Below are 17,713 nucleotides of genomic sequence, written 5' to 3'. Positions count from 1 at the left end.
TTCAGCGCAGCGGGGGCTCGTCGAAGCTACGCAGCTTGCGGCTGTGGAGGCCGTCGCCTTCCTGCTTCAGCAGTTCGATTGTCTCAATGCCGATGCGAAGGTGCTGACTGATCGCGCGCTCGTAAAAGGCGTTGGCCTGTCCGGGCAGCTTGAGTTCGCCGTGGAGCGGCTTGTCGGAGACGCATAGCAGGGTCCCGTACGGCACGCGAAAGCGGTAACCCTGCGCGGCAACGGTGGCTGATTCCATGTCGATCGCGACCGCTCGGCTCTGGTTGAAGCGGAGCGCGGAGAGTGTGTAGCGAAGCTCCCAATTGCGGTCGTCGGTGGTGACGACCGTGCCCGTGCGGAAGCGACTCTTAAGGCCGTCCTCGTCCTCCGACGTCACGGTCAGCGCAGCGTTGTACAGCGCGGTCTGCACCTCGGCGATCGCCGGAATCGGGATCTCGACCGGGAGCACGTCGTCGAGGACATGGTCATCGCGCAGATAGGCGTGGGCAAGGACGTAATCGCCGATCGTCTGGCTGGGACGGAGCCCGCCGCAGTGCCCGATCATCAGCCACGCCTCCGGACGGAGCACCGCGATATGGTCGCAGATCGTCTTCGCGTTCGACGGGCCGACGCCGATGTTGACCAGCGTGATGCCGTCGCCCTCGGGCGTCATCAGATGATAGGCCGGCATCTGGTGCCGACGCCACACGCCCGCGGCGATCTGCGCCTCGGCGTCGGACAGGTCACCATGGTCGTAGACGCCGCCGGGCACCGACAGGCCGGTGAAACGGCTGTCGGGATCACGCAGCGCGCCGACCGCAAAACGAACAAATTCATCGACGTACCGGACGTAGTTGGTGAACAGCACGAAGCGCTGGAAATGCTCGGCCGGCGTGCCGGTGTAGTGCTTCAGCCGGGCGAGGCTGAAATCGGTGCGCGGCGCGTCGAACAGGGCGAGGGGGCGCGTCGGGTCGAGCGCGAGGTCCCAGGCGCCGTCGGCAATCTCGTCCCCGATCTGCACGAGGTCGGTCGAGGGAAACCAGCGACTGAGCTCGGCGGTCGAGATTCCAGCGAGGTCTAGGTCGCCTCCATCGAGGACGAACGGGTAGGGGATCTCGCTGGCCGAGGCGCCGACGCTGATCCGGACTGGATAGTCGCGGACGAGATGCTCCAGTTGCTCGGCAAGATAGGCGCGGAACAGCGCGGGACGAGCAATGGACGTCGTGTAGATCCCTGGCTGGTTCAGCCGCGCGAAGGCGCGGGCCGGGGTCGGCGGCGGCGTTTCGGGATCATATTCGATGCGAAGCTCGGGGTAGGAGAAGGCGCCTTCATCGCGGGCCTTCGGGTCGGGCCGAACGCCTTGCGCGGCGTAGGCGGTGAGGGCGGACCGCAGTCTTGCCACCGAGTCGGTGTAGCGGGATTCAAGTTCGTCGAGGATGTTCTCGATGTCGTTTCGATTGGTCATGCCACGCTCGCTTGCTTGAGCGGAAACCAAAGGGCAAGACCCGACTTGATATACTAAGCAGGCTTATTATATGGCCACCCATGAAAGAATTGGCATGGGACATTGCCGAGACGAGTCGCGCCATGAGGCGCTTCTATGATCGGCATGCGGCGACGCTTGGCGTCACGAGCGCGCAGTGGCGGGCGCTGAAGTGGCTGGTTCGTGAGCCGGGGATCAAGCAGGTCGAGTTGGCCGACCGCCTCGACGTCGAACCGATCACGGCGTGCCGAATCATCGACCGGCTGGAGGAATCGGGCTTTGTCGAACGGCAGCGCGATCCGGCGGATCGGCGGGCCTGGCGCATTGCGGTGACACCAAAGGCTGAGCCGCTGATCCAGAAACTGCGGGCCCTTGCCGAAGAAATGTCGGGGCAGGCGTTCGCTGGCTTCGACGAGGATGACATTGCGACGCTTCGAAGCGCGCTGGCCCGGGTCCGCGACAACGTGACCCGCGCCGAAGCGAACAAGAGGGAATCGGCATGAACAAGATGACCAGCGTTGAGGCCGAAGCCGCGACCGAAGATAGCGGTGCCACCACCATCGTCGAAACGGCGCCGAAGAAGTCGCGCCGGCGCCTGATCGTCATGGCCAGCATCCCACTGCTGATCGCGGCGGTCGGCTTGTTCCTCTGGCTCACCAGCGGCGACAGCGTCAGCACCGACAACGCTTATGTGAAGCAGGACGTCACCGCGATCTCGACGCAGGTGAACGGCCCGGTGTCGGCCGTCTATGTCGACGAGAACCAACACGTGAACCGCGGCGACATCCTTTATCGGATCGACCCCGCGCCTTATGAGGCCGCGCTCGACGCCGCGGAGGCGCAGCTGGCGGCCGCACGCCTTTCTACCACTCAGCTGGTCGTCCAGGCTCAAGGCACGGGCGCCGATATCCGCGGTTCGGAAGCGAACCTGTCGATCGCGCGCCGTGCGTTCGACCGGCAGGCGGCCTTGATGAAGCGCGGCTTCACGACGCGCGCCGACTATGACGATGCGCTCAACGAAGTGACCAAGGCCGAGACGCAACTTGCCGATGCGCGTGCGCGGGCGAACAACGCATCGGCGGCGATCGCGCCTGCCGGCAATCAGCCGGCGATCGCGGCGGCCTTGGCCGCGGTCGAAAAGGCGCGCCTCGACCTCGATCACACGACCATCAGAGCACCCTCCAGCGGTCGGGTCGCCAAATCGGACCGCTTGTTGGTCGGCCAGTCGGCTATCTCGGGCGTGGCGATGTTGTCGATCGTCGGCGACCGCGCGCCTTGGGTCGAGGCGAACTTCAAGGAGGGCGATCTGGCCCGCATGACGGTCGGCCAGCGCGCCACGGTCAGCTTCGACGCCTACCCCGACCTCGAACTGAAGGGGCGGGTCGCCTCGATCGGGTCGGGCACGGGCAGTGAGTTTTCGGTGCTTCCCGCACAGAATGCCAACGGTAATTGGGTCAAGGTCACCCAGCGCGTTCCCGTGCGGATCGCGTTCGATCGCAAGCCGCCTCGCGAAATGATCGCGGGCCTGTCGAGCGACGTCGAGATTGACCTCGAGTCCGGTCGCTAAGTCGGAGCGGATCCGATGATCGATAGGCAGATGGGCTCGTCCGAGCGCTTGCTGGTTACCGTCGCGGTGATGCTGGCGGTGCTCATCCAAGTGCTCGACACGACCATCGCCAACGTCGCGCTGCCGCACATGCAGGCCAGCCTCGGTGCGACGCAGGAAAGCATCAACTGGGTGCTGACCAGCTACATCGTCGCCTCGGCGATCGCCCTGCCGATCTCAGGCTGGCTCGCCGATCGGGTGGGGCGCAAACGACTGCTGATCTGGTCGGTGATCGGTTTCACCATCGCGTCGTTCCTGTGCGCTATCGCACAGAGCCTGCCCGAGATGGTCGGCTTCCGGATCCTGCAGGGAATCACCGGCGCGTTCCTTGTGCCGCTGGCGCAAGCGACGCTGTTCGACATCAATCCGCCCGAACGCCACGCGCGGGCGATGGCGCTGTTCGGCGGGGGCATCATGATCGGGCCGATCATGGGTCCGGTGCTTGGCGGCTGGCTGACCGACAGTTTCGACTGGCGCTGGGTCTTCCTAGTGAACGTGCCCGTCGGCGCGCTCGCGACCGTCATGTTGCTTCGCTACATGCCGACCAGTCCGCGTGAGACGCGCAAGTTCGACCTGTTCGGGTTCGCGATGCTCGGCTTGGCGCTTGGCAGCCTTCAGCTGATGCTGGAGCGCGGACACCAACTCGACTGGTTCGACAGCGCGGAGATTTGGATCGAGGCGGGGCTGGTGTTGTCGGCCGGATGGCTGTTCGTCACGCACACGCTGCTCGGACGCGATCCCTTGTTCGACAAGTCGATCTTCGCCGATCGCAATTTCGCACTTGGCCTGATGTTCATGCTGGTGACCGGCGTGTTGCTGCTCGCAGGGCTCGCCCTACTGCCGCCGCTGCTCCAGAATCTCTACGGCTATTCGGTGTTCCAGTCGGGCGTGCTGACGATGCCGCGCGGGGTGGGAACGCTGATCTCGATGCTCCTCGCGGGCCGCCTGGTTGGACTGGTCGACCTTCGCATTCTCGTCGCCCTTGGCCTTGGGCTGATGGGCTGGTCGCTGCACATGATGACCGGCTTCGCGATCGAGCAGGGGAGCGGCCCCGTCATCTGGTCGGGACTGGTGCAGGGCCTCGGCCTCGGCCTCGTCTTCGTGACGATGCAGAGCCTGGCCTTCGCAACGCTGGCGCCGAAAATGCGAACCAGCGCTGCCAGCCTGCTCAACCTGTCGCGCAACATCGGCGGATCGATCGGAATCAGCCTTGTCGCGACATTGCTCGCGCGCAATCTGCAGACGGTTCATGCCGATTTGGCCGGGAACATCACCGAGCAGGTCCTGCCGTCGATCAGCGAAGGCGTCGTCGCGCAATTGGGCCTTCCGGCCTCGAGCGCGCTCGCCTTGGTCAATGCGGAGATCAATCGGCAGGCGGCGTTCATCGCCTACATCGACGATTTCTGGATCATGATGTGGCTGACCTTTGCGGCGATCCCCCTCGTTCTTCTGCTGCGGCCGGCCAAGCCACCGGCCAAAGGCGAAGCGCAGGTGGCGATGGCCGACTAACGACGTCTCGAAACATTTTCCCTGCACGAAAGGCTTCAACATGACGATTGCGACCCGCCGACTAGGTGCCGACGGCCCCGAGGTTTCCATCATCGGCCTTGGCTGCATGGGGATGAGTGAATTTTATGGCGCGACCGACGATCGCGAGTCGATCGCCACAATCCATCATGCGCTCGATGAGGGGCTAAACTTCCTCGACACTGCCGACATGTATGGCCCGTTCAAGAATGAGGAACTGGTCGGACGCGCCATCGCCGATCGCCGCGACCAGGTGTTTTTGGCGACGAAGTTCGGCAACGTTCGCGGGGAGGACGGCGCCTTCCTCGGCGTCCGCGGCGATTCCGCCTATGTGCGCGCGGCCTGCGAGGCGAGCCTGAGGCGGCTCAACGTCGAGACCATCGACCTTTACTATCAGCATCGCGTCGACAAGCAGGTGCCGATCGAGGACACCGTCGGCGAAATGGCGTGCCTGAAAGAGGAGGGGAAGATCCGCTTCCTCGGCCTGAGCGAGGCCGCGCCGCACACGATCCGCCGGGCGCACGCGACGCACAGGATTACTGCCTTGCAGACCGAATATTCACTGTGGAGCCGCGAGGTCGAGGATGAGATTTTGCCGACGGTTCGCGAGCTTGGCATCGGCTACGTCGCCTATTCGCCGCTAGGGCGCGGGTTCCTGACCGGAGAGATCAAGCGACCGGAGGATTTTCCCGAGGACGATTATCGCCGTCATCATCCGCGCTTCACCGGCGAGAATTTCGATCGCAACATCGCGCTGGTGCACGAGATCGAAAAGTTGGCGAGTGAGAAGGGCGTGACCGCCGCGCAGATGGCGCTGGCCTGGGTGCTGGCGCAGGGCGACGACATCGTGCCGATCCCCGGCACCAAGCGCCGGACCTATCTCGACCAGAATATCGCCGCGACGACGATCGAACTCAGCGATGAGGAATTGGCCGCGCTGGATCGTATCCTTCCGCCCGGCGCCGCATCGGGCGAGCGCTATGCCGCGCAGAGCATCGGCACGATCGACCGATAAGAAAAGGGCGGCTCCCGCAAAGGAGCCGCCCCAGTTTTTCGACCGAAGTCGAAAGTTTTTAGCGCTTCGAGAACTGGAAGCTGCGGCGGGCCTTGGCCTTACCGTACTTCTTACGCTCGACCACGCGGCTGTCGCGGGTCAGGAAGCCTTCGCGCTTGACCGCGGTGCGGAGCACCGGCTCGAAGCGGCTGAGCGCCTGGGCGATGCCGTGAAGCACGGCGCCGGCCTGACCCGAAAGACCGCCGCCTTTGACGGTGGCGATGACGTCATACTGACCGGTACGCTCGGTGATGCCGAACGGCTGGTTGATGACGAGACGCAGCGTCGGACGTGCGAAATAGACTTCCTGATCGCGGCCATTGACCGTGATCTTGCCCGAACCCGGCTTCAGCCAGACGCGAGCGACGGCGTCCTTACGACGGCCAGTCGCATAAGCGCGGCCGAACTTGTCGAGCTGCTGCTCGCGAAGCGGAGCCTCGGGCTGGATGTTGACGGGAGCAGCGGCTTCTTCGGTGCCGGTGTCGGCAGCCGCGTCGGTCGCCGGAGCGTCGGCAGCCGCGGTCGGCGCAGCGGCGGGAGCTTCCGCTTCCTGCTTGCCGGTCAGCGCGCCGAGGTCGGAGAGGGACTTCTTATCGGCCATGTTATGCGCCCACCTTGTTCTTGCGGCTCATGCCCGCGACGTCGAGGGTTTCGGGGTTCTGGCCGCCGTGCGGATGCTCGGTGCCGTTGTAGAGGTGCAGGGCACGCATCTGGTCACGACCGAGCGGGCCGCGCGGGATCATGCGCTCGACCGCCTTTTCGAGGACGCGCTCCGGGAAGCGGCCTTCGAGGATCTTGTCGGCAGTGACTTCCTTCAAGCCGCCGGCGTAACCGGTGTGCTTGTAGTAGATCTTGTTCTTGAGCTTGTTGCCCGTGAAGCGAACCTTGCCCGCGTTGATGACGACGACATGATCGCCGCAATCGACGTGCGGGGTGAAGCTCGGCTTATGCTTGCCGCGCAGGATGTTGGCGATGATCGTCGCAACGCGACCGACCACGAGGCCCTCGGCATCGATCAGATGCCACTTCTTTTCCACCTCTGCCGGTTTGATCGACTTGGTGGTCTTCATCAGCGCCTTCATGGGCTGCGACCTTCTCTACGAATAAAATGCGAAGAGGCGCCGCCATCCGGCCGCGCCTTCGGGCGGGCTAATGCGGAAAGGCATGGATTTTGTCAAGCAAACCGGCGTGTTGCGAACGGGTAAAATGTTACCGGGCGCTTTCGTCGACCCATGCCGCGTAGGGTTCGTAGAGGCGCTCGATCGGCCAGACGACGATTGCGGGGACGTCGTAGGAGTGGAGTTCGGCAATCCGCGCGATGAGTGCGTCGGCGTGCTCGCTGCTGGTCTTGAGGATCGCAGGCGCCTCATCGGCCTGTTCGACCGCGCCTTTCCAGCGATAGATCGACGTGCACGGCGCCAGCACGTTGATGCACGCCGCGAGGCCTTCTTCGACCACCGCGCGACCGATCGTCATCGCCTCTTCCACGTCGGAAAAGACCGCGTAGACGCTAACGACGGTCACCGCTCTTGGCGCCCTACCGCGTGCGCGCCCCAGGCAAATGCGATTACTACGGCGGCGCCGACGGCCTGGTGAAGCGTGGCGATGACGATGTTCATCCCGCTCATGACCGTCGCGATGCCGAGCAGGACCTGCGTGCCGATGGTGGCATGAATGGCGATCGATGCTCGGCGATCGAGTGGCTTTACGCGGCGAGCCATGACGACCAGAGCCGCCACGGCGACCCATGCCCACCACCGATGAAGGAAATGGATGAGATAGGGGTCGTGGGTCAGCGCAAACCAGGCTCCGCGGGCGGCGTCGATGCCGTCGGGCACGAACTGCCCCTGCATCAGCGGCCAATCACGGGCAATGTATCCGGCATCGAGACCCGCCACCCAGGCGCCGAGGAGCAGCTGCAGAAAGAGGATGGCGCCGACGCCGAGCGTCAGGCCGCGCAGCCGGGCAGGGGCCGTGGATCCCTTCGCGAGTGCTTTCAGGTCGAGCGCGGTCCAGACCAGTCCACCCAGGATGAAGAGCGCGGTCAGCAAGTGCGCCGACAGGCGAAAATGGCTGACGTCGGTGCGGTTCACGAGCCCAGATTGAACCATGTACCAACCCAGCGCACCCTGGCTTCCACCGAGCAGAAGCAGTGCCGTCAGCCGCCATCCATAGCCACGCGGGATCGCGCGCTTGATCGCGAACCAGGCGAAGGGAACTGCGAACGCCAGGCCGACGACGCGGCCGAGCAAGCGGTGCAGCCATTCCCAGAAGAAGATGACCTTGAACGCCGCAAGGTCCATTCCGGCCGGACCGTTGATCTCTCGGAACTCCGGGGTCGCGCGATAGAGGTCGAACGCTTCCTGCCAGTCGGCGGCGTTAAGCGGGGGAATGGCCCCGCTGACCGGTTTCCATTCGGTGATCGACAGGCCGCTTTCGGTCAGGCGGGTAATACCGCCGACGACGACCATCGCGAAGACCAAAGCGGCGACGAACAGGAGCCAGCGCGCGAGCGCTTGCGGACGGCCGCGTACGAGAGTCGCGGGATCGGAGGCAGGGTCCATGATCGCGCCCTATGGCGGGTCCAAGACGGATTGCCAATCGCCACGAAATTTTCACCGATGTGATATTGTAACTTCGACCAGGCGACGATATATCCTCGGCCATGTCGCTTGCCGCCGTATCCGTTTCCCGCCTCGACCGAATGGCGATTGGCCTGTCGGGCCTGTGTCTCGTGCACTGCGTGGCGACGAGCGTGTTTCTGGCTGCGGTCGCCAGCGCGGGCGGAATGCTGGGGGCAGACTGGGTTCACGAAGTGGGCCTTGTGCTTGCCATGATCATGGCGGGCCTGGCGTTGGGCAAGGGCATCCTGTCGCATGGCTATACGATGCCAAGCGCGGTTGGCGGCCTTGGCCTTGGCGTCATGGCCGGCGCCCTGACCATGCCGCATGACGGAAGCGAGGCGGCCTACACGATGGTCGGGGTCGCAATCGTCGCGCTCGGCCATCGCCTCAACCACATCGCCGCCGAGTAACTATTCGCCTTCGACGGTGGGCGACTCGGTCCGGTAACGGGGCGTTTCGGGCGGCCACGCCATCGACGCCAGCAGCACGGTCGACAATGTGAGCCCAATTTCCCAGCGCACATAGACCAGAGCAGCCGCGGCGACGTTGGCGGCCGCGATGAGTTTGTAGCGCCGGTCGAGCCGGGAAACGTAGGCGGGGTCGAGCCTCGTATCGACTTGCCCTCTCACTCGTCCGACGGTCCATTTCAGAAGCCATGCGGTTGAAGTGATAGCCAACGCCACCACCCAATATTGAGCCGCGTCGGCCCGGGAATCGGGAAAGGTGATGAATTCCGCCAGGACGCGCGCCGGATAGGCGATGAAGCCGATCATCGTAAGGAACAGGACGGTCGCAAGCAGGAACCAGTGACCCGTCGTGCGGTAAATCGCACCGGAGAAATGATGCTGGATCCAGTACAGGCCGATCACCAGCGACGCGAGCAGATAGCCCCAATATCCTGGCCACAATGCCCACAAGTCGGTCTCGAGCGCTCGTTCGCCATCATCGATCGCGGGGAAGGCGATGTTGAACACCGGCAGCGTGAAGGCGATCGCGAAGACACCGTCGGCAAACGCTTCCATCCGGCTGGTGCCGCGGATCGCGCCTTCGCCTTCCTTGTCGTCGCGGTGAGCGGGCGCGTCGAACGATGTTGGGGGATCGGCCATGCCGCGCTGAACGGTCCGCGACCCGCCTTGTTCATTGTGCCTGCGGAGACTATCTCCCTGACATGGCAAATCATGCGCATCAGATGCACGAAGGCGAATCGCTGCGCGAGGCGGCTGGCCGCCGGATGGTCGAGCACGGCGAGCAGTGGACCGAGATGCGATCGGCCGTCTTCGACGCGCTGGCGGGCTTCGACAAGCCGGCGAGTGCCTATGACATTGCCGAAGCGGTTTCGAAAGCGCGCGGGAAGCGCGTCGCGGCGAACAGCGTCTACCGCATTCTCGACCTTTTCGTTGGCAGTAATCTCGCCCGGCGCGTCGAAAGTGCCAACGCCTATGTCGCCAATGCGCATCCGGGTTGCCTCCATGATTGCATCTTCCTGATCTGCGACAATTGCGGACAGGCGACCCACCTCGACGACGATCGCCTTTCGGGCGGTGTTCGCGAAGCCGCCGAAGAGGCGGGCTTTGCGCAGGTGCGGCCCGTGATCGAAGTGCGCGGGCGCTGCGGTGACTGCAGCTAAGTTGCTTCGTCCAGATACGCTTCTGAACTAGGCCGGCGACGATGGGGGGACTGGAAATCGCCGCGGCGATGCTGGGCGTCGTCAACGTCCTGCTGGTCGTTCGCCGCTCTATCTGGAACTACCCGTTCGGTATCGCGATGGTCGCGCTCTACTTTTTCGTTTTCTGGGACGCGAAGCTCTACAGCGATGCACTGCTTCAGATTTTCTTCCTCGTCATCCAGCTCGTCGGCTGGGTCGCCTGGTCGCGCGCCGAAAAGGTCGACGACGGCGTGGCGGTGGAGTCCCTGTCGGCGAAAGCACGACTGGCATGGCTGGTCGCGACGGCCGTTGCCGTGCTCCTGTGGGGCAGCGGGATGGCGCGTTTCACCGATGCGGCCGCGCCTTTTGCCGATGCGGCGGTCGCGGGAATGAGCGTCTCGGCACAGATTCTGCAATCAATGCGGCGAGTTGAGAGCTGGGTGGTCTGGATTTTGGTCGATGCGCTGGCTATCGGCCTCTTCGCGGGGCGTGGGCTGACGATCACTGCGGGTCTTTATTCTCTATTCCTGATACTGGCGGTGGCGGGCTTAATCGAGTGGCGACGGAAATTGAGCGCGTGATGCGCGGGTTCTTGCTGGGCAAATTCATGCCCCCCCATGCCGGCCACGTCGCAATGATCGATGCCGCGCGCTCGATGGTTGACGAACTGACGATCCTCGTCGCCTGGCTTCCCGGCGATCCGATCCCGGGCGAAAAGCGCCTCGCCTGGATGAAGGAGATGTTCCCCCATTGCCGCGTCGTCGGTCATGGTGGACCGGCGCCGCAGGAGCCCGACGAGAGCGCGCATTTCTGGCCGATCTGGCGGTCGATCGTCGCAAAGGCCCATCCCGAACCGATCGATTACCTCTTCGCGGGCGAGCGTTATGGCGAGGAACTGGCCTGCCAGGTCGGTGGCCTGTTCGTGCCCTTGGGTGGGCGGATCCTTGGGGCGGACGGCGACGGCCTGGGCGGCCTGTCGGGACGCGCGGTGCGTGAGGCTCCATGGGCGCACTGGCGCTACCTGCCCGCGCCCGTACGCAACGAATATGCGCTGACGGTCTGCCTTCACGGGGTCGAATGCGTTGGCAAATCGACCTTGGCGGAGCGCCTGGCGTCGCATTACGGGACGCTGCTGGTGCCTGAATATGGCCGTACGCATTGCGAGCTCTACGGGACCGATTGCCGCGAAAAGGATTTGCTCCTGATCGGCAAGGCGCAACAGGCGATGATCGACGCGGCGCGGCCGTGGTGCGACCGGCGATTGATCGTCGATACGGACTCGCTGATGACGGCGGCGTGGGCCGAAATGATGATCGGACACGTCCCGCCCGCGCTGATGCAGCAGGCCAAGGCGGACCTTTACATCCTGTTGGAACCCGACGTCCCGTTCGTCGACGATGGCACGCGCGTGTACGGCGATCCCGTCCAGCGGTCGCGGTTCGACGACATTTCTCGCCGGATGCTCGCCGAGAGCGGGGTCAAGGTGGTCACGATCAACGGCAGCTGGGAAGAGCGGTTCGAGGCCGCCTGCGCCGCGATCGACTCTTTTCGACGCGATTGACGTTCGACTTGGCTGGCGAAGGCGATTAAGGCGGACCGATGTCCGAACGTCCTTCCACGCCGCTGCTCGACCAAGTCGACCTACCCTCCGACATTCGCAAGCTCCAGAAGGCTGAACTTCCGCAGCTTTCGGATGAACTCCGGCAGGAAATGATCTCCGCCGTTTCGCAGTCGGGCGGGCACCTTGGCTCGGGTCTCGGCGTCGTCGAACTGACGGTGGCGATCCACTACGTCTTCAACACCCCCGACGACATCCTGATCTGGGACGTCGGACACCAATGCTATCCGCACAAGATCGTCACCGGTCGCCGCGACCGGATCCGCACGCTTCGGCAGGGCGGGGGGCTGAGCGGCTTCACCAAGCGCGCCGAAAGCGAGTATGACCCGTTCGGCGCGGCGCACAGTTCGACCAGCATTTCCGCCGCGCTCGGCTTCGCCATTTCCAACAAGCTTGCCAACCGGCCCGGCCGCGCGATCGCGGTGATCGGCGACGGGGCGATGTCGGCGGGCATGGCATATGAGGCGATGAACAATGCGCAGGAGGCCGGAAACCGGCTGATCGTCATTCTCAACGACAACGACATGTCGATCGCACCGCCGGTGGGCGGCCTGTCGCATTATCTCGCCCGGCTGGTATCGTCAGGCAAATATCTCAAAACCCGCGATTTCGCGCGCAAGGTGTTCAAGCGCCTTCCGCGCCCGGTCGAGAAGGCGGCGCGCAAGGCAGAGGAATATGCCCGCGGCATGGCGACGGGCGGCACCTTGTTCGAAGAACTGGGCTTCTACTATGTCGGTCCGGTCGACGGCCATGACGTCGAGGGGCTGGTCGAGATCCTGGAGAATGTCCGCGACGCGGCCGACGGTCCGATCCTGATCCACGCAGTGACCAAGAAGGGCAAAGGCTACGAGCCCGCCGAATCCGCCGCCGACAAATATCATGGCGTGGTCAAGTTCGACATCGTGTCGGGCAAGCAGGACAAGGGTCCGGGCGGCGGCCCGCCGAGCTATACGGCGGTGTTCGCCGATGCGCTCAGCGCCGAAGCGCGGCGCGACGAAAAGGTCGTCGCGATCACCGCGGCGATGCCGTCAGGCACCGGGCTCGACAAATTCCAGGCCGAATTCCCGACGCGCACGTTCGACGTCGGCATCGCCGAGCAGCATGCTGTCACCTTTGCGGCTGGCCTCGCAGCGCAGGGGCATCGGCCGTTCTGCGCGATCTACTCGACCTTCCTACAGCGCGCCTACGACCAGGTCGTGCATGATGTCGCGATTCAGAATCTTCCGGTCCGCTTTGCAATGGACCGCGCCGGCTTGGTCGGGGCGGACGGATGCACGCACGCGGGCGCTTTCGATCTCGCTTATCTCTGCACCTTGCCCAACTTCGTGGTGATGGCGGCGGCCGATGAAGTCGAATTGACCCACATGGTCCACACGATGGCGCTGCACGACAGCGGCCCCAGTGCGGTGCGCTACCCGCGCGGAAACGGACGCGGCCTGGACATGCCGGCGACGCCACAGCGGCTTGAGATCGGCAAGGGCCGCATCGTTCGCGAAGGCAAGAAGGTCGCGATCCTCTCGCTGGGCACCCGCCTTGAAGAGGCCGAAAAGGCCGCTGAGATGCTCGAGGCCAAGGGGCTATCGACCACCGTCGCGGATATGCGCTTTGCCAAGCCGCTCGACGAGGACCTAATCCGCAAGTTGCTGACCACGCACGAAGTTGCCGTGACGATCGAAGAGGCAGCCGTGGGCGGGTTCGGCGCGCACGTGCTGACGGTCGCCAGCGACGAGGGGCTGATCGATTCCGGTCTCAAGCTGCGCACCATGCGCTTGCCCGACGTGTTCCAGGACCAGAACAGTCCGATGACGCAATATGACGAGGCGGGGCTCAATGCGCCGCACATCGTCGAAACCGTGCTGAAGGCGCTTCGGCGCAACGACCTCGGCGCGGACGCGGAAAGCGGAGCGATCGCCTGAACTTCGCGACCTGGACCCTCGGCCAATGGCTGGTTGCCGGGCTGATCGGTCTGTTCATTCTGTTCTTTCTGACGATGCCGATGGCGCGGCGGCAGCATGCACGGCTGTCGCGCAAACGGTCGCGTGGCGATCTCGCGTCGTTCGAGAAGGCGATGCTTCGCGCCAGCGTGACGCCCACGACGACGCGGTTCCTATGGCAGCAGCTCGCGCCGCATTATCATGACCCGCTGACGCCGCGGCCCGACGACCGTCTGGAAAGCATGATCTGGATCGACCGGCCTGAAATCGAAGGAATCGTCACGCGTTTCTGGGGCGCCATGCGCGGCCAGGACGTCCGCCCGACCTTTCCGCTCGGCCCTGATCCGAGCGTTGCGGACCTTGGCCGGCATCTCGACCTGATGGCGGGATGGTCGATCAGGGGATCGGCGTGACCCGGCTTCGCGCCGACCTGTTGCTCGTTGCGCGGGGCCTCGCCGAAAGCCGGACCCGCGCGCAAGCGTTGATCATGGGCGGCAAGGTCTTCGTCGGCGATCGGGCGGTGGCAAAGGCTGGCGACCTGATCGCCGACGACGCCGACGTGACGGTGAAGGGCAAGGACCACCCTTGGGTGTCGCGCGGGGGCATCAAGCTGGATCATGGATTGACGCACTTCGGGTTCGATGTGACCGGCGCGACCGCGCTCGACGTCGGCAGTTCGACCGGCGGTTTCACCGATGTCCTGCTCAGCCGCGGTGCCGCAAAGGTATTTGCGATCGACGTCGGTACGAATCAGTTGGCGTGGAAACTCCGCACAGACCCTCGGGTAGTCGTCCACGAGCAGACAAATGCCCGTGATCTCGATCCGTCGATCGTGCCCGAGGCCATCGAAATCATCGTGTGCGACGCCAGCTTCATCGCGCTTCACAAGGTGCTGAATGCCGCGCTCGACCTGGCGCTTCCGGGCGGAATGCTGGTCGCGCTCGTCAAGCCGCAATTTGAGGCGGGGCGAGGCGAGGTGGGCAAGGGCGGCGTCGTCCGCGATCCGGCGATCCATGAGCGCGTCTGCGCCGATGCCGCCGCATGGGTCGAATCCAAGGGATGGCGCGTTTGCGGGATCGAGCCGAGCCCGATTACGGGGCCGGAGGGGAATGTCGAGTTTCTGCTCGGCGCCATCAGGGAGGAACGTGCATGACGACGGAAACCCGCGACGATCGCGGTTTGTGGAAGAAAGCGCTGATCACCGTCCCGGCGATCGTCATCGTCGGATCCGTGATGGGCATTGTATCGAACAGCGGGTTCGAGAACGGCTGGTATGCCGACCTTGTCAAGCCAGCCTTCCAGCCACCGGGCTGGGCGTTCGGGGCCGTTTGGACGACGCTCTACACGATGATGGGCATCGCGCTGGCCGCGATCCTCAACGAGCCGCCGTCACCGATGCGTCGCACTGCGCTGACGCTGTTCTTCGTGCAACTCGCGCTAAACTTCGCCTGGTCGCCGATCTTTTTCGGCGCGCAGATGATCGAGATCGCGCTGGTCGTGATCCTTGTCATTCTGCTGGTGGCGACCGCGACGGCCAATCTGTTCCGGCGCATCCGCCCGGTGGCAGGATGGTTGTTGCTTCCCTATCTACTATGGCTGTGCCTTGCCACCGCCCTCAACTATGAGACGGGCAAGCTCAATCCCGGGGCCGACGCTGCGCCGCTGGGGATCATTGGAGAATAAGATGCAGTCGCAGAACCGAATGCTCGACGACCTGGTCAAGATGATGAACGGGGTCGCCGGAACGATGGCCGGCATGGGCCGCGAGGCCGAGGGCTCGATGCGCGAGCGCATGCGCGAGTGGGTCGGCGGTATGGACTTCGTCAGCCGCGAAGAGTTTGACGCGGTCAAGGCGATGGCAATGGCCGCTCGCGAGCAGAACGACCTGTTGGAAGCACGCATCGCGGCGCTCGAAGCCGGCGCGGCAAAGCCGAAGGCCAAGCCTGCGAAGACCCCGCCGATCGACGGAGCCGCGCTCTGAGCGAGGAAGCCGACCAAGACGAACGCGACGACGGCGCGCCGATTGAAATGCTCGAGCAGTATTTCGAGGCGCGCGGTTGGGCGTGCGAACGCGCGGGCGAAGGCGAGATCATTGCCTCGGCGACGGGAAGTTGGGCACAGTATGAGCTTCGGGGCGTATGGCGCAGCGAAGACCAGGTGCTGCAGTTCCTCGCCTTTCCCGACATTAAGGTCGGCGTCGAAAAACGCGCCGCGATGTACGAGACGATCGGGCTGATCAACGAGCAGCTCTGGCTCGGTCACTTCGAATTGTGGTCGGGGTCGGGGCTGATCGTGTTCCGGCATGCCGCGCTGGTCGCCGAGAATGACACGCTTCCGTTCGAGCAGGCGGAAGCGATCAGCGAAGCCGCGATCGAGGAGTGCGAACGCTTCTACCCGGTGTTCCAATTCGTGCTGTGGGGCGGAAAATCGCCGACCGAGGCCATTTCGGCGGCGCTGATTGACACCGCAGGCGAAGCCTGACGTGACGCCCACATTTCCTTCGCCGGCCTGGCTGGTCGGATGCGGCAACATGGCCGGTGCGATGGTCGAAGGCTGGCGGGCCGCGGGGGTGGATCTCGGCGGCGTTACCGTCATCCGGCCGAGTGCAACGCCGGTCACCGGGGTCCGCACGGTAACCTCCTTTCCGGCCGAAGCGCCGCGTTTCGTGATGTTGGGCGTCAAGCCGCAGAAGATCGATGAGGTCGCGCCCACGTTGGCCCCTTTCGTCGGTGAGCAGACCCTGCTGGTGTCGATGCTGGCGGGCGTGACGTCGGAAAGCCTGCGTCAACGATTCCCGGACGCGAAAGCGATCGTCCGGGTGATGCCAAATCTGCCAGTCTCCGAGCGCGCAGGCGTGACCGCACTCTACAGCGACGACGTCAACGACGACGATCGTGGCGTTATCGAAGAATTGATGGGCGCACTGGGCCTTGCACCATGGTGCGCGGACGAAGTCAGCTTCTCGGCCATCGGCGCGGTGGCGGGCTCGGGCCCGGCCTACATCGCGCGCTTCGTGGACGCGATGGCGAAGGGCGGAGAGGGGCTCGGCCTCGCGCCCGATCTCGCCGCCGCGATTGCCGTGCAGACGCTGGTCGGGACGGGCGCTATGGAGGCCGCGAGCGGCGAATCGATGGCCGACCTTGCCCGCCGCGTCGCAAGTCCGAAGGGAACGACAGAGGAGGGGCTTGCGGTTCTCGATGCGGACGATGGGGTTCAATCGCTGGTCGATCGCATGCTTGCCGCCGCGATCCGGCGCGGCCAGGAACTGGCGGCCGCCGCCCGCGATAATTGACGCCCAAGGGGTGGTCCCCTACGCGCTACCCAATCATTTCAGGGACAAATAATGGCAGAGACGCGCAGCTTCGACGATCGTGACGGTTTTATCTGGTTCGACGGCGAACTGCGTCCGTGGCGCGATGCCAATGTCCATATCCTGACTCATGCGATGCATTACGCCTCGTCGGTGTTCGAAGGGCAGCGCGCCTACAATGGCGTCATTTTCAAGCTGAGCGAACATAGCCAGCGGCTGCGCAACTCCGCCGAGATGCTCGGCTTCGACCTTCCGTGGGGCGTCGAGCAGATCGATGCGGCTTGTAACGAAGTCCTCAAGGCTAATGGTCTCACCGACGCCTACCTGCGTCCGGTTGCGTGGCGTGGGTCGGAGCAGATGGGCGTGAGCCCCAAGGGGACCAAGCCACATCTCGCCGTCGCCTGCTGGGTCTGGGGCAAGTATTTCGACGAGGCGAAGGCAGCGAAGGGCATCCGCCTTGACATGGCGCCGTGGCGGCGTCCCGCGCCCTACACCGCGCCGGTGCACAGCAAGGCGGCGGGCCTCTACATGATCGCGACGATGTCGAAGGCACACGCCGATGCGCGCGGTTACGACGACGCGCTGATGCTCGACTGGCGCGGGCAGGTAGCCGAAGCGACTGGCGCCAACGCCTTCTTCGTTCGCGAAGGGAAACTCTACACGCCGACCCCGGACTGCTTCCTCGACGGCATCACCCGCCGGACGGTCATCGATCTTGCGAAGCGTCGCGGTATCGAAGTGATCGAAAAGGCGATCTGGCCCGAGGAGCTCGAAAGCTTTGAGCAATTCTTCCTCACCGGCTCGGCGGCCGAAGTCACGCTGGTCCAGTCGGCTGGCCCGTGGAATTTCGAAGTCGGTGACCTGTCGCGGCAGCTACAGCGCGACTATGACGATCTGGTCAACCGCCGGATCTGATCTGCCGCG

General features: G+C 64.4%; 22 protein-coding genes. 16 read left to right on the top strand and 6 right to left on the bottom strand.

The genetic code is table 11. The features are described 5' to 3' along the window. Window position 1 precedes the first annotated feature (1 nt). Window positions 2-1,453, bottom strand: coding sequence for an AMP nucleosidase (locus tag SH584_RS02460; RefSeq protein ID WP_322840338.1), 1,452 nt, complete (start codon window positions 1,451-1,453; stop codon window positions 2-4). 122 nt (window positions 1,454-1,575) lie between these two features. Here SH584_RS02460 and SH584_RS02455 point away from each other — a divergent pair, with 122 nt between their 5' ends. From SH584_RS02455 to SH584_RS02440, 4 genes are read left to right on the top strand one after another with little or no spacing between them, the layout of a single operon-like run. Continuing rightward, window positions 1,576-1,974 carry a MarR family winged helix-turn-helix transcriptional regulator gene (locus SH584_RS02455; protein WP_322840339.1) on the top strand — a complete coding sequence of 133 codons (399 nt, stop codon included), beginning with the start codon at window positions 1,576-1,578 and terminating at the stop codon, window positions 1,972-1,974. After that, entirely contained in the window at window positions 1,971-3,038 is a 1,068-nt protein-coding gene (locus SH584_RS02450; protein ID WP_324808270.1) for an HlyD family secretion protein, read from the top strand. Before SH584_RS02455 ends, SH584_RS02450 begins: the two co-directional genes overlap by 4 nt. A 15-nt stretch (window positions 3,039-3,053) precedes the next feature. Continuing rightward, the gene (locus SH584_RS02445) at window positions 3,054-4,586 is read left to right on the top strand and encodes a DHA2 family efflux MFS transporter permease subunit (protein ID WP_324808269.1); all 1,533 of its coding nucleotides are present in this window, start codon (window positions 3,054-3,056) and stop codon (window positions 4,584-4,586) included. A 46-nt stretch (window positions 4,587-4,632) separates the two neighbouring features. Further along, on the top strand, window positions 4,633-5,619 hold the full coding sequence (locus SH584_RS02440) for an aldo/keto reductase (protein ID WP_416385161.1): 987 nt from the start codon (window positions 4,633-4,635) through the stop codon (window positions 5,617-5,619). A gap of 58 nt (window positions 5,620-5,677) precedes the next feature. Here SH584_RS02440 and rpsI read toward each other — a convergent pair whose 3' ends face one another. The 4 genes from rpsI to SH584_RS02420 form a co-directional block, all read right to left on the bottom strand. Continuing rightward, on the bottom strand, window positions 5,678-6,259 hold the full coding sequence (gene rpsI / locus SH584_RS02435) for a 30S ribosomal protein S9 (RefSeq protein ID WP_322840343.1): 582 nt from the start codon (window positions 6,257-6,259) through the stop codon (window positions 5,678-5,680). Between the two features lies 1 nt (window position 6,260). After that, complete coding sequence (gene rplM / locus SH584_RS02430) at window positions 6,261-6,740, bottom strand: 50S ribosomal protein L13 (RefSeq protein ID WP_322840344.1); 480 nt, start codon at window positions 6,738-6,740, stop codon at window positions 6,261-6,263. Between the two features lie 127 nt (window positions 6,741-6,867). Then, complete coding sequence (cutA, locus tag SH584_RS02425; protein WP_324808264.1) at window positions 6,868-7,182, bottom strand: divalent-cation tolerance protein CutA; 315 nt, start codon at window positions 7,180-7,182, stop codon at window positions 6,868-6,870. Continuing rightward, window positions 7,179-8,222: a COX15/CtaA family protein gene (locus SH584_RS02420; protein ID WP_324808263.1), complete on the bottom strand. Its 1,044-nt coding sequence runs from the start codon at window positions 8,220-8,222 to the stop codon at window positions 7,179-7,181. The genes cutA and SH584_RS02420 overlap by 4 nt, the downstream gene beginning before the upstream one ends. A gap of 101 nt (window positions 8,223-8,323) precedes the next feature. On the opposite strand from SH584_RS02420, the gene SH584_RS02415 reads away from it, so the two are divergent. Next, complete coding sequence (locus SH584_RS02415; protein ID WP_322840347.1) at window positions 8,324-8,692, top strand: MerC domain-containing protein; 369 nt, start codon at window positions 8,324-8,326, stop codon at window positions 8,690-8,692. On the opposite strand, the gene SH584_RS02410 is transcribed toward SH584_RS02415, so the two are convergent. Next, window positions 8,693-9,388: a TMEM175 family protein gene (locus tag SH584_RS02410; RefSeq protein ID WP_322840348.1), complete on the bottom strand. Its 696-nt coding sequence runs from the start codon at window positions 9,386-9,388 to the stop codon at window positions 8,693-8,695. It abuts the gene before it with no gap. A 62-nt stretch (window positions 9,389-9,450) separates the two neighbouring features. Between SH584_RS02410 and SH584_RS02405 the strand changes: the two genes are divergently transcribed. The 11 genes from SH584_RS02405 (at window position 9,451) to SH584_RS02355 (ending at window position 17,704) form a co-directional block, all read left to right on the top strand. Beyond that, window positions 9,451-9,909, top strand: coding sequence for a Fur family transcriptional regulator (locus SH584_RS02405; RefSeq protein WP_322840349.1), 459 nt, complete (start codon window positions 9,451-9,453; stop codon window positions 9,907-9,909). A 41-nt stretch (window positions 9,910-9,950) separates the two neighbouring features. Further along, the gene (gene pnuC, locus SH584_RS02400) at window positions 9,951-10,508 is read left to right on the top strand and encodes a nicotinamide riboside transporter PnuC (protein ID WP_322840350.1); all 558 of its coding nucleotides are present in this window, start codon (window positions 9,951-9,953) and stop codon (window positions 10,506-10,508) included. After that, the gene (locus SH584_RS02395; protein WP_322840351.1) at window positions 10,484-11,488 is read left to right on the top strand and encodes an AAA family ATPase; all 1,005 of its coding nucleotides are present in this window, start codon (window positions 10,484-10,486) and stop codon (window positions 11,486-11,488) included. Before pnuC ends, SH584_RS02395 begins: the two co-directional genes overlap by 25 nt. A 38-nt stretch (window positions 11,489-11,526) precedes the next feature. Then, a complete protein-coding gene (gene dxs / locus SH584_RS02390; RefSeq protein ID WP_322840352.1) occupies window positions 11,527-13,461 on the top strand; it encodes a 1-deoxy-D-xylulose-5-phosphate synthase in 1,935 nt (644 codons plus the stop codon). An 80-nt stretch (window positions 13,462-13,541) separates the two neighbouring features. After that, complete coding sequence (locus SH584_RS02385; protein WP_322840353.1) at window positions 13,542-13,892, top strand: hypothetical protein; 351 nt, start codon at window positions 13,542-13,544, stop codon at window positions 13,890-13,892. Then, window positions 13,889-14,632, top strand: coding sequence for a TlyA family RNA methyltransferase (locus SH584_RS02380; RefSeq protein WP_322841343.1), 744 nt, complete (start codon window positions 13,889-13,891; stop codon window positions 14,630-14,632). Before SH584_RS02385 ends, SH584_RS02380 begins: the two co-directional genes overlap by 4 nt. After that, window positions 14,629-15,162 carry a TspO/MBR family protein gene (locus tag SH584_RS02375; RefSeq protein ID WP_324808258.1) on the top strand — a complete coding sequence of 178 codons (534 nt, stop codon included), beginning with the start codon at window positions 14,629-14,631 and terminating at the stop codon, window positions 15,160-15,162. Before SH584_RS02380 ends, SH584_RS02375 begins: the two co-directional genes overlap by 4 nt. Before the next feature lies 1 nt (window position 15,163). Then, window positions 15,164-15,460, top strand: coding sequence for an accessory factor UbiK family protein (locus SH584_RS02370; RefSeq protein WP_324808256.1), 297 nt, complete (start codon window positions 15,164-15,166; stop codon window positions 15,458-15,460). A gap of 47 nt (window positions 15,461-15,507) precedes the next feature. Beyond that, window positions 15,508-15,960, top strand: a complete 453-nt coding sequence (locus SH584_RS02365; RefSeq protein WP_322840356.1) for a type III secretion system chaperone family protein — start codon at window positions 15,508-15,510, stop codon at window positions 15,958-15,960. A 1-nt stretch (window position 15,961) separates the two neighbouring features. Further along, window positions 15,962-16,771, top strand: coding sequence for a pyrroline-5-carboxylate reductase family protein (locus SH584_RS02360; protein ID WP_322840357.1), 810 nt, complete (start codon window positions 15,962-15,964; stop codon window positions 16,769-16,771). A gap of 51 nt (window positions 16,772-16,822) precedes the next feature. Then, a complete protein-coding gene (locus tag SH584_RS02355) occupies window positions 16,823-17,704 on the top strand; it encodes a branched-chain amino acid aminotransferase (RefSeq protein WP_322840358.1) in 882 nt (293 codons plus the stop codon). Window positions 17,705-17,713 lie beyond the last annotated feature (9 nt).

The organism is Sphingomonas sp. LY29 (assembly GCF_035593985.1).
Classification (GTDB): domain Bacteria; phylum Pseudomonadota; class Alphaproteobacteria; order Sphingomonadales; family Sphingomonadaceae; genus Sphingomicrobium.
The sequence above is the reverse complement of the archived record's forward strand: the minus strand, read 5'-3'. Positions and strand labels throughout refer to the sequence as shown.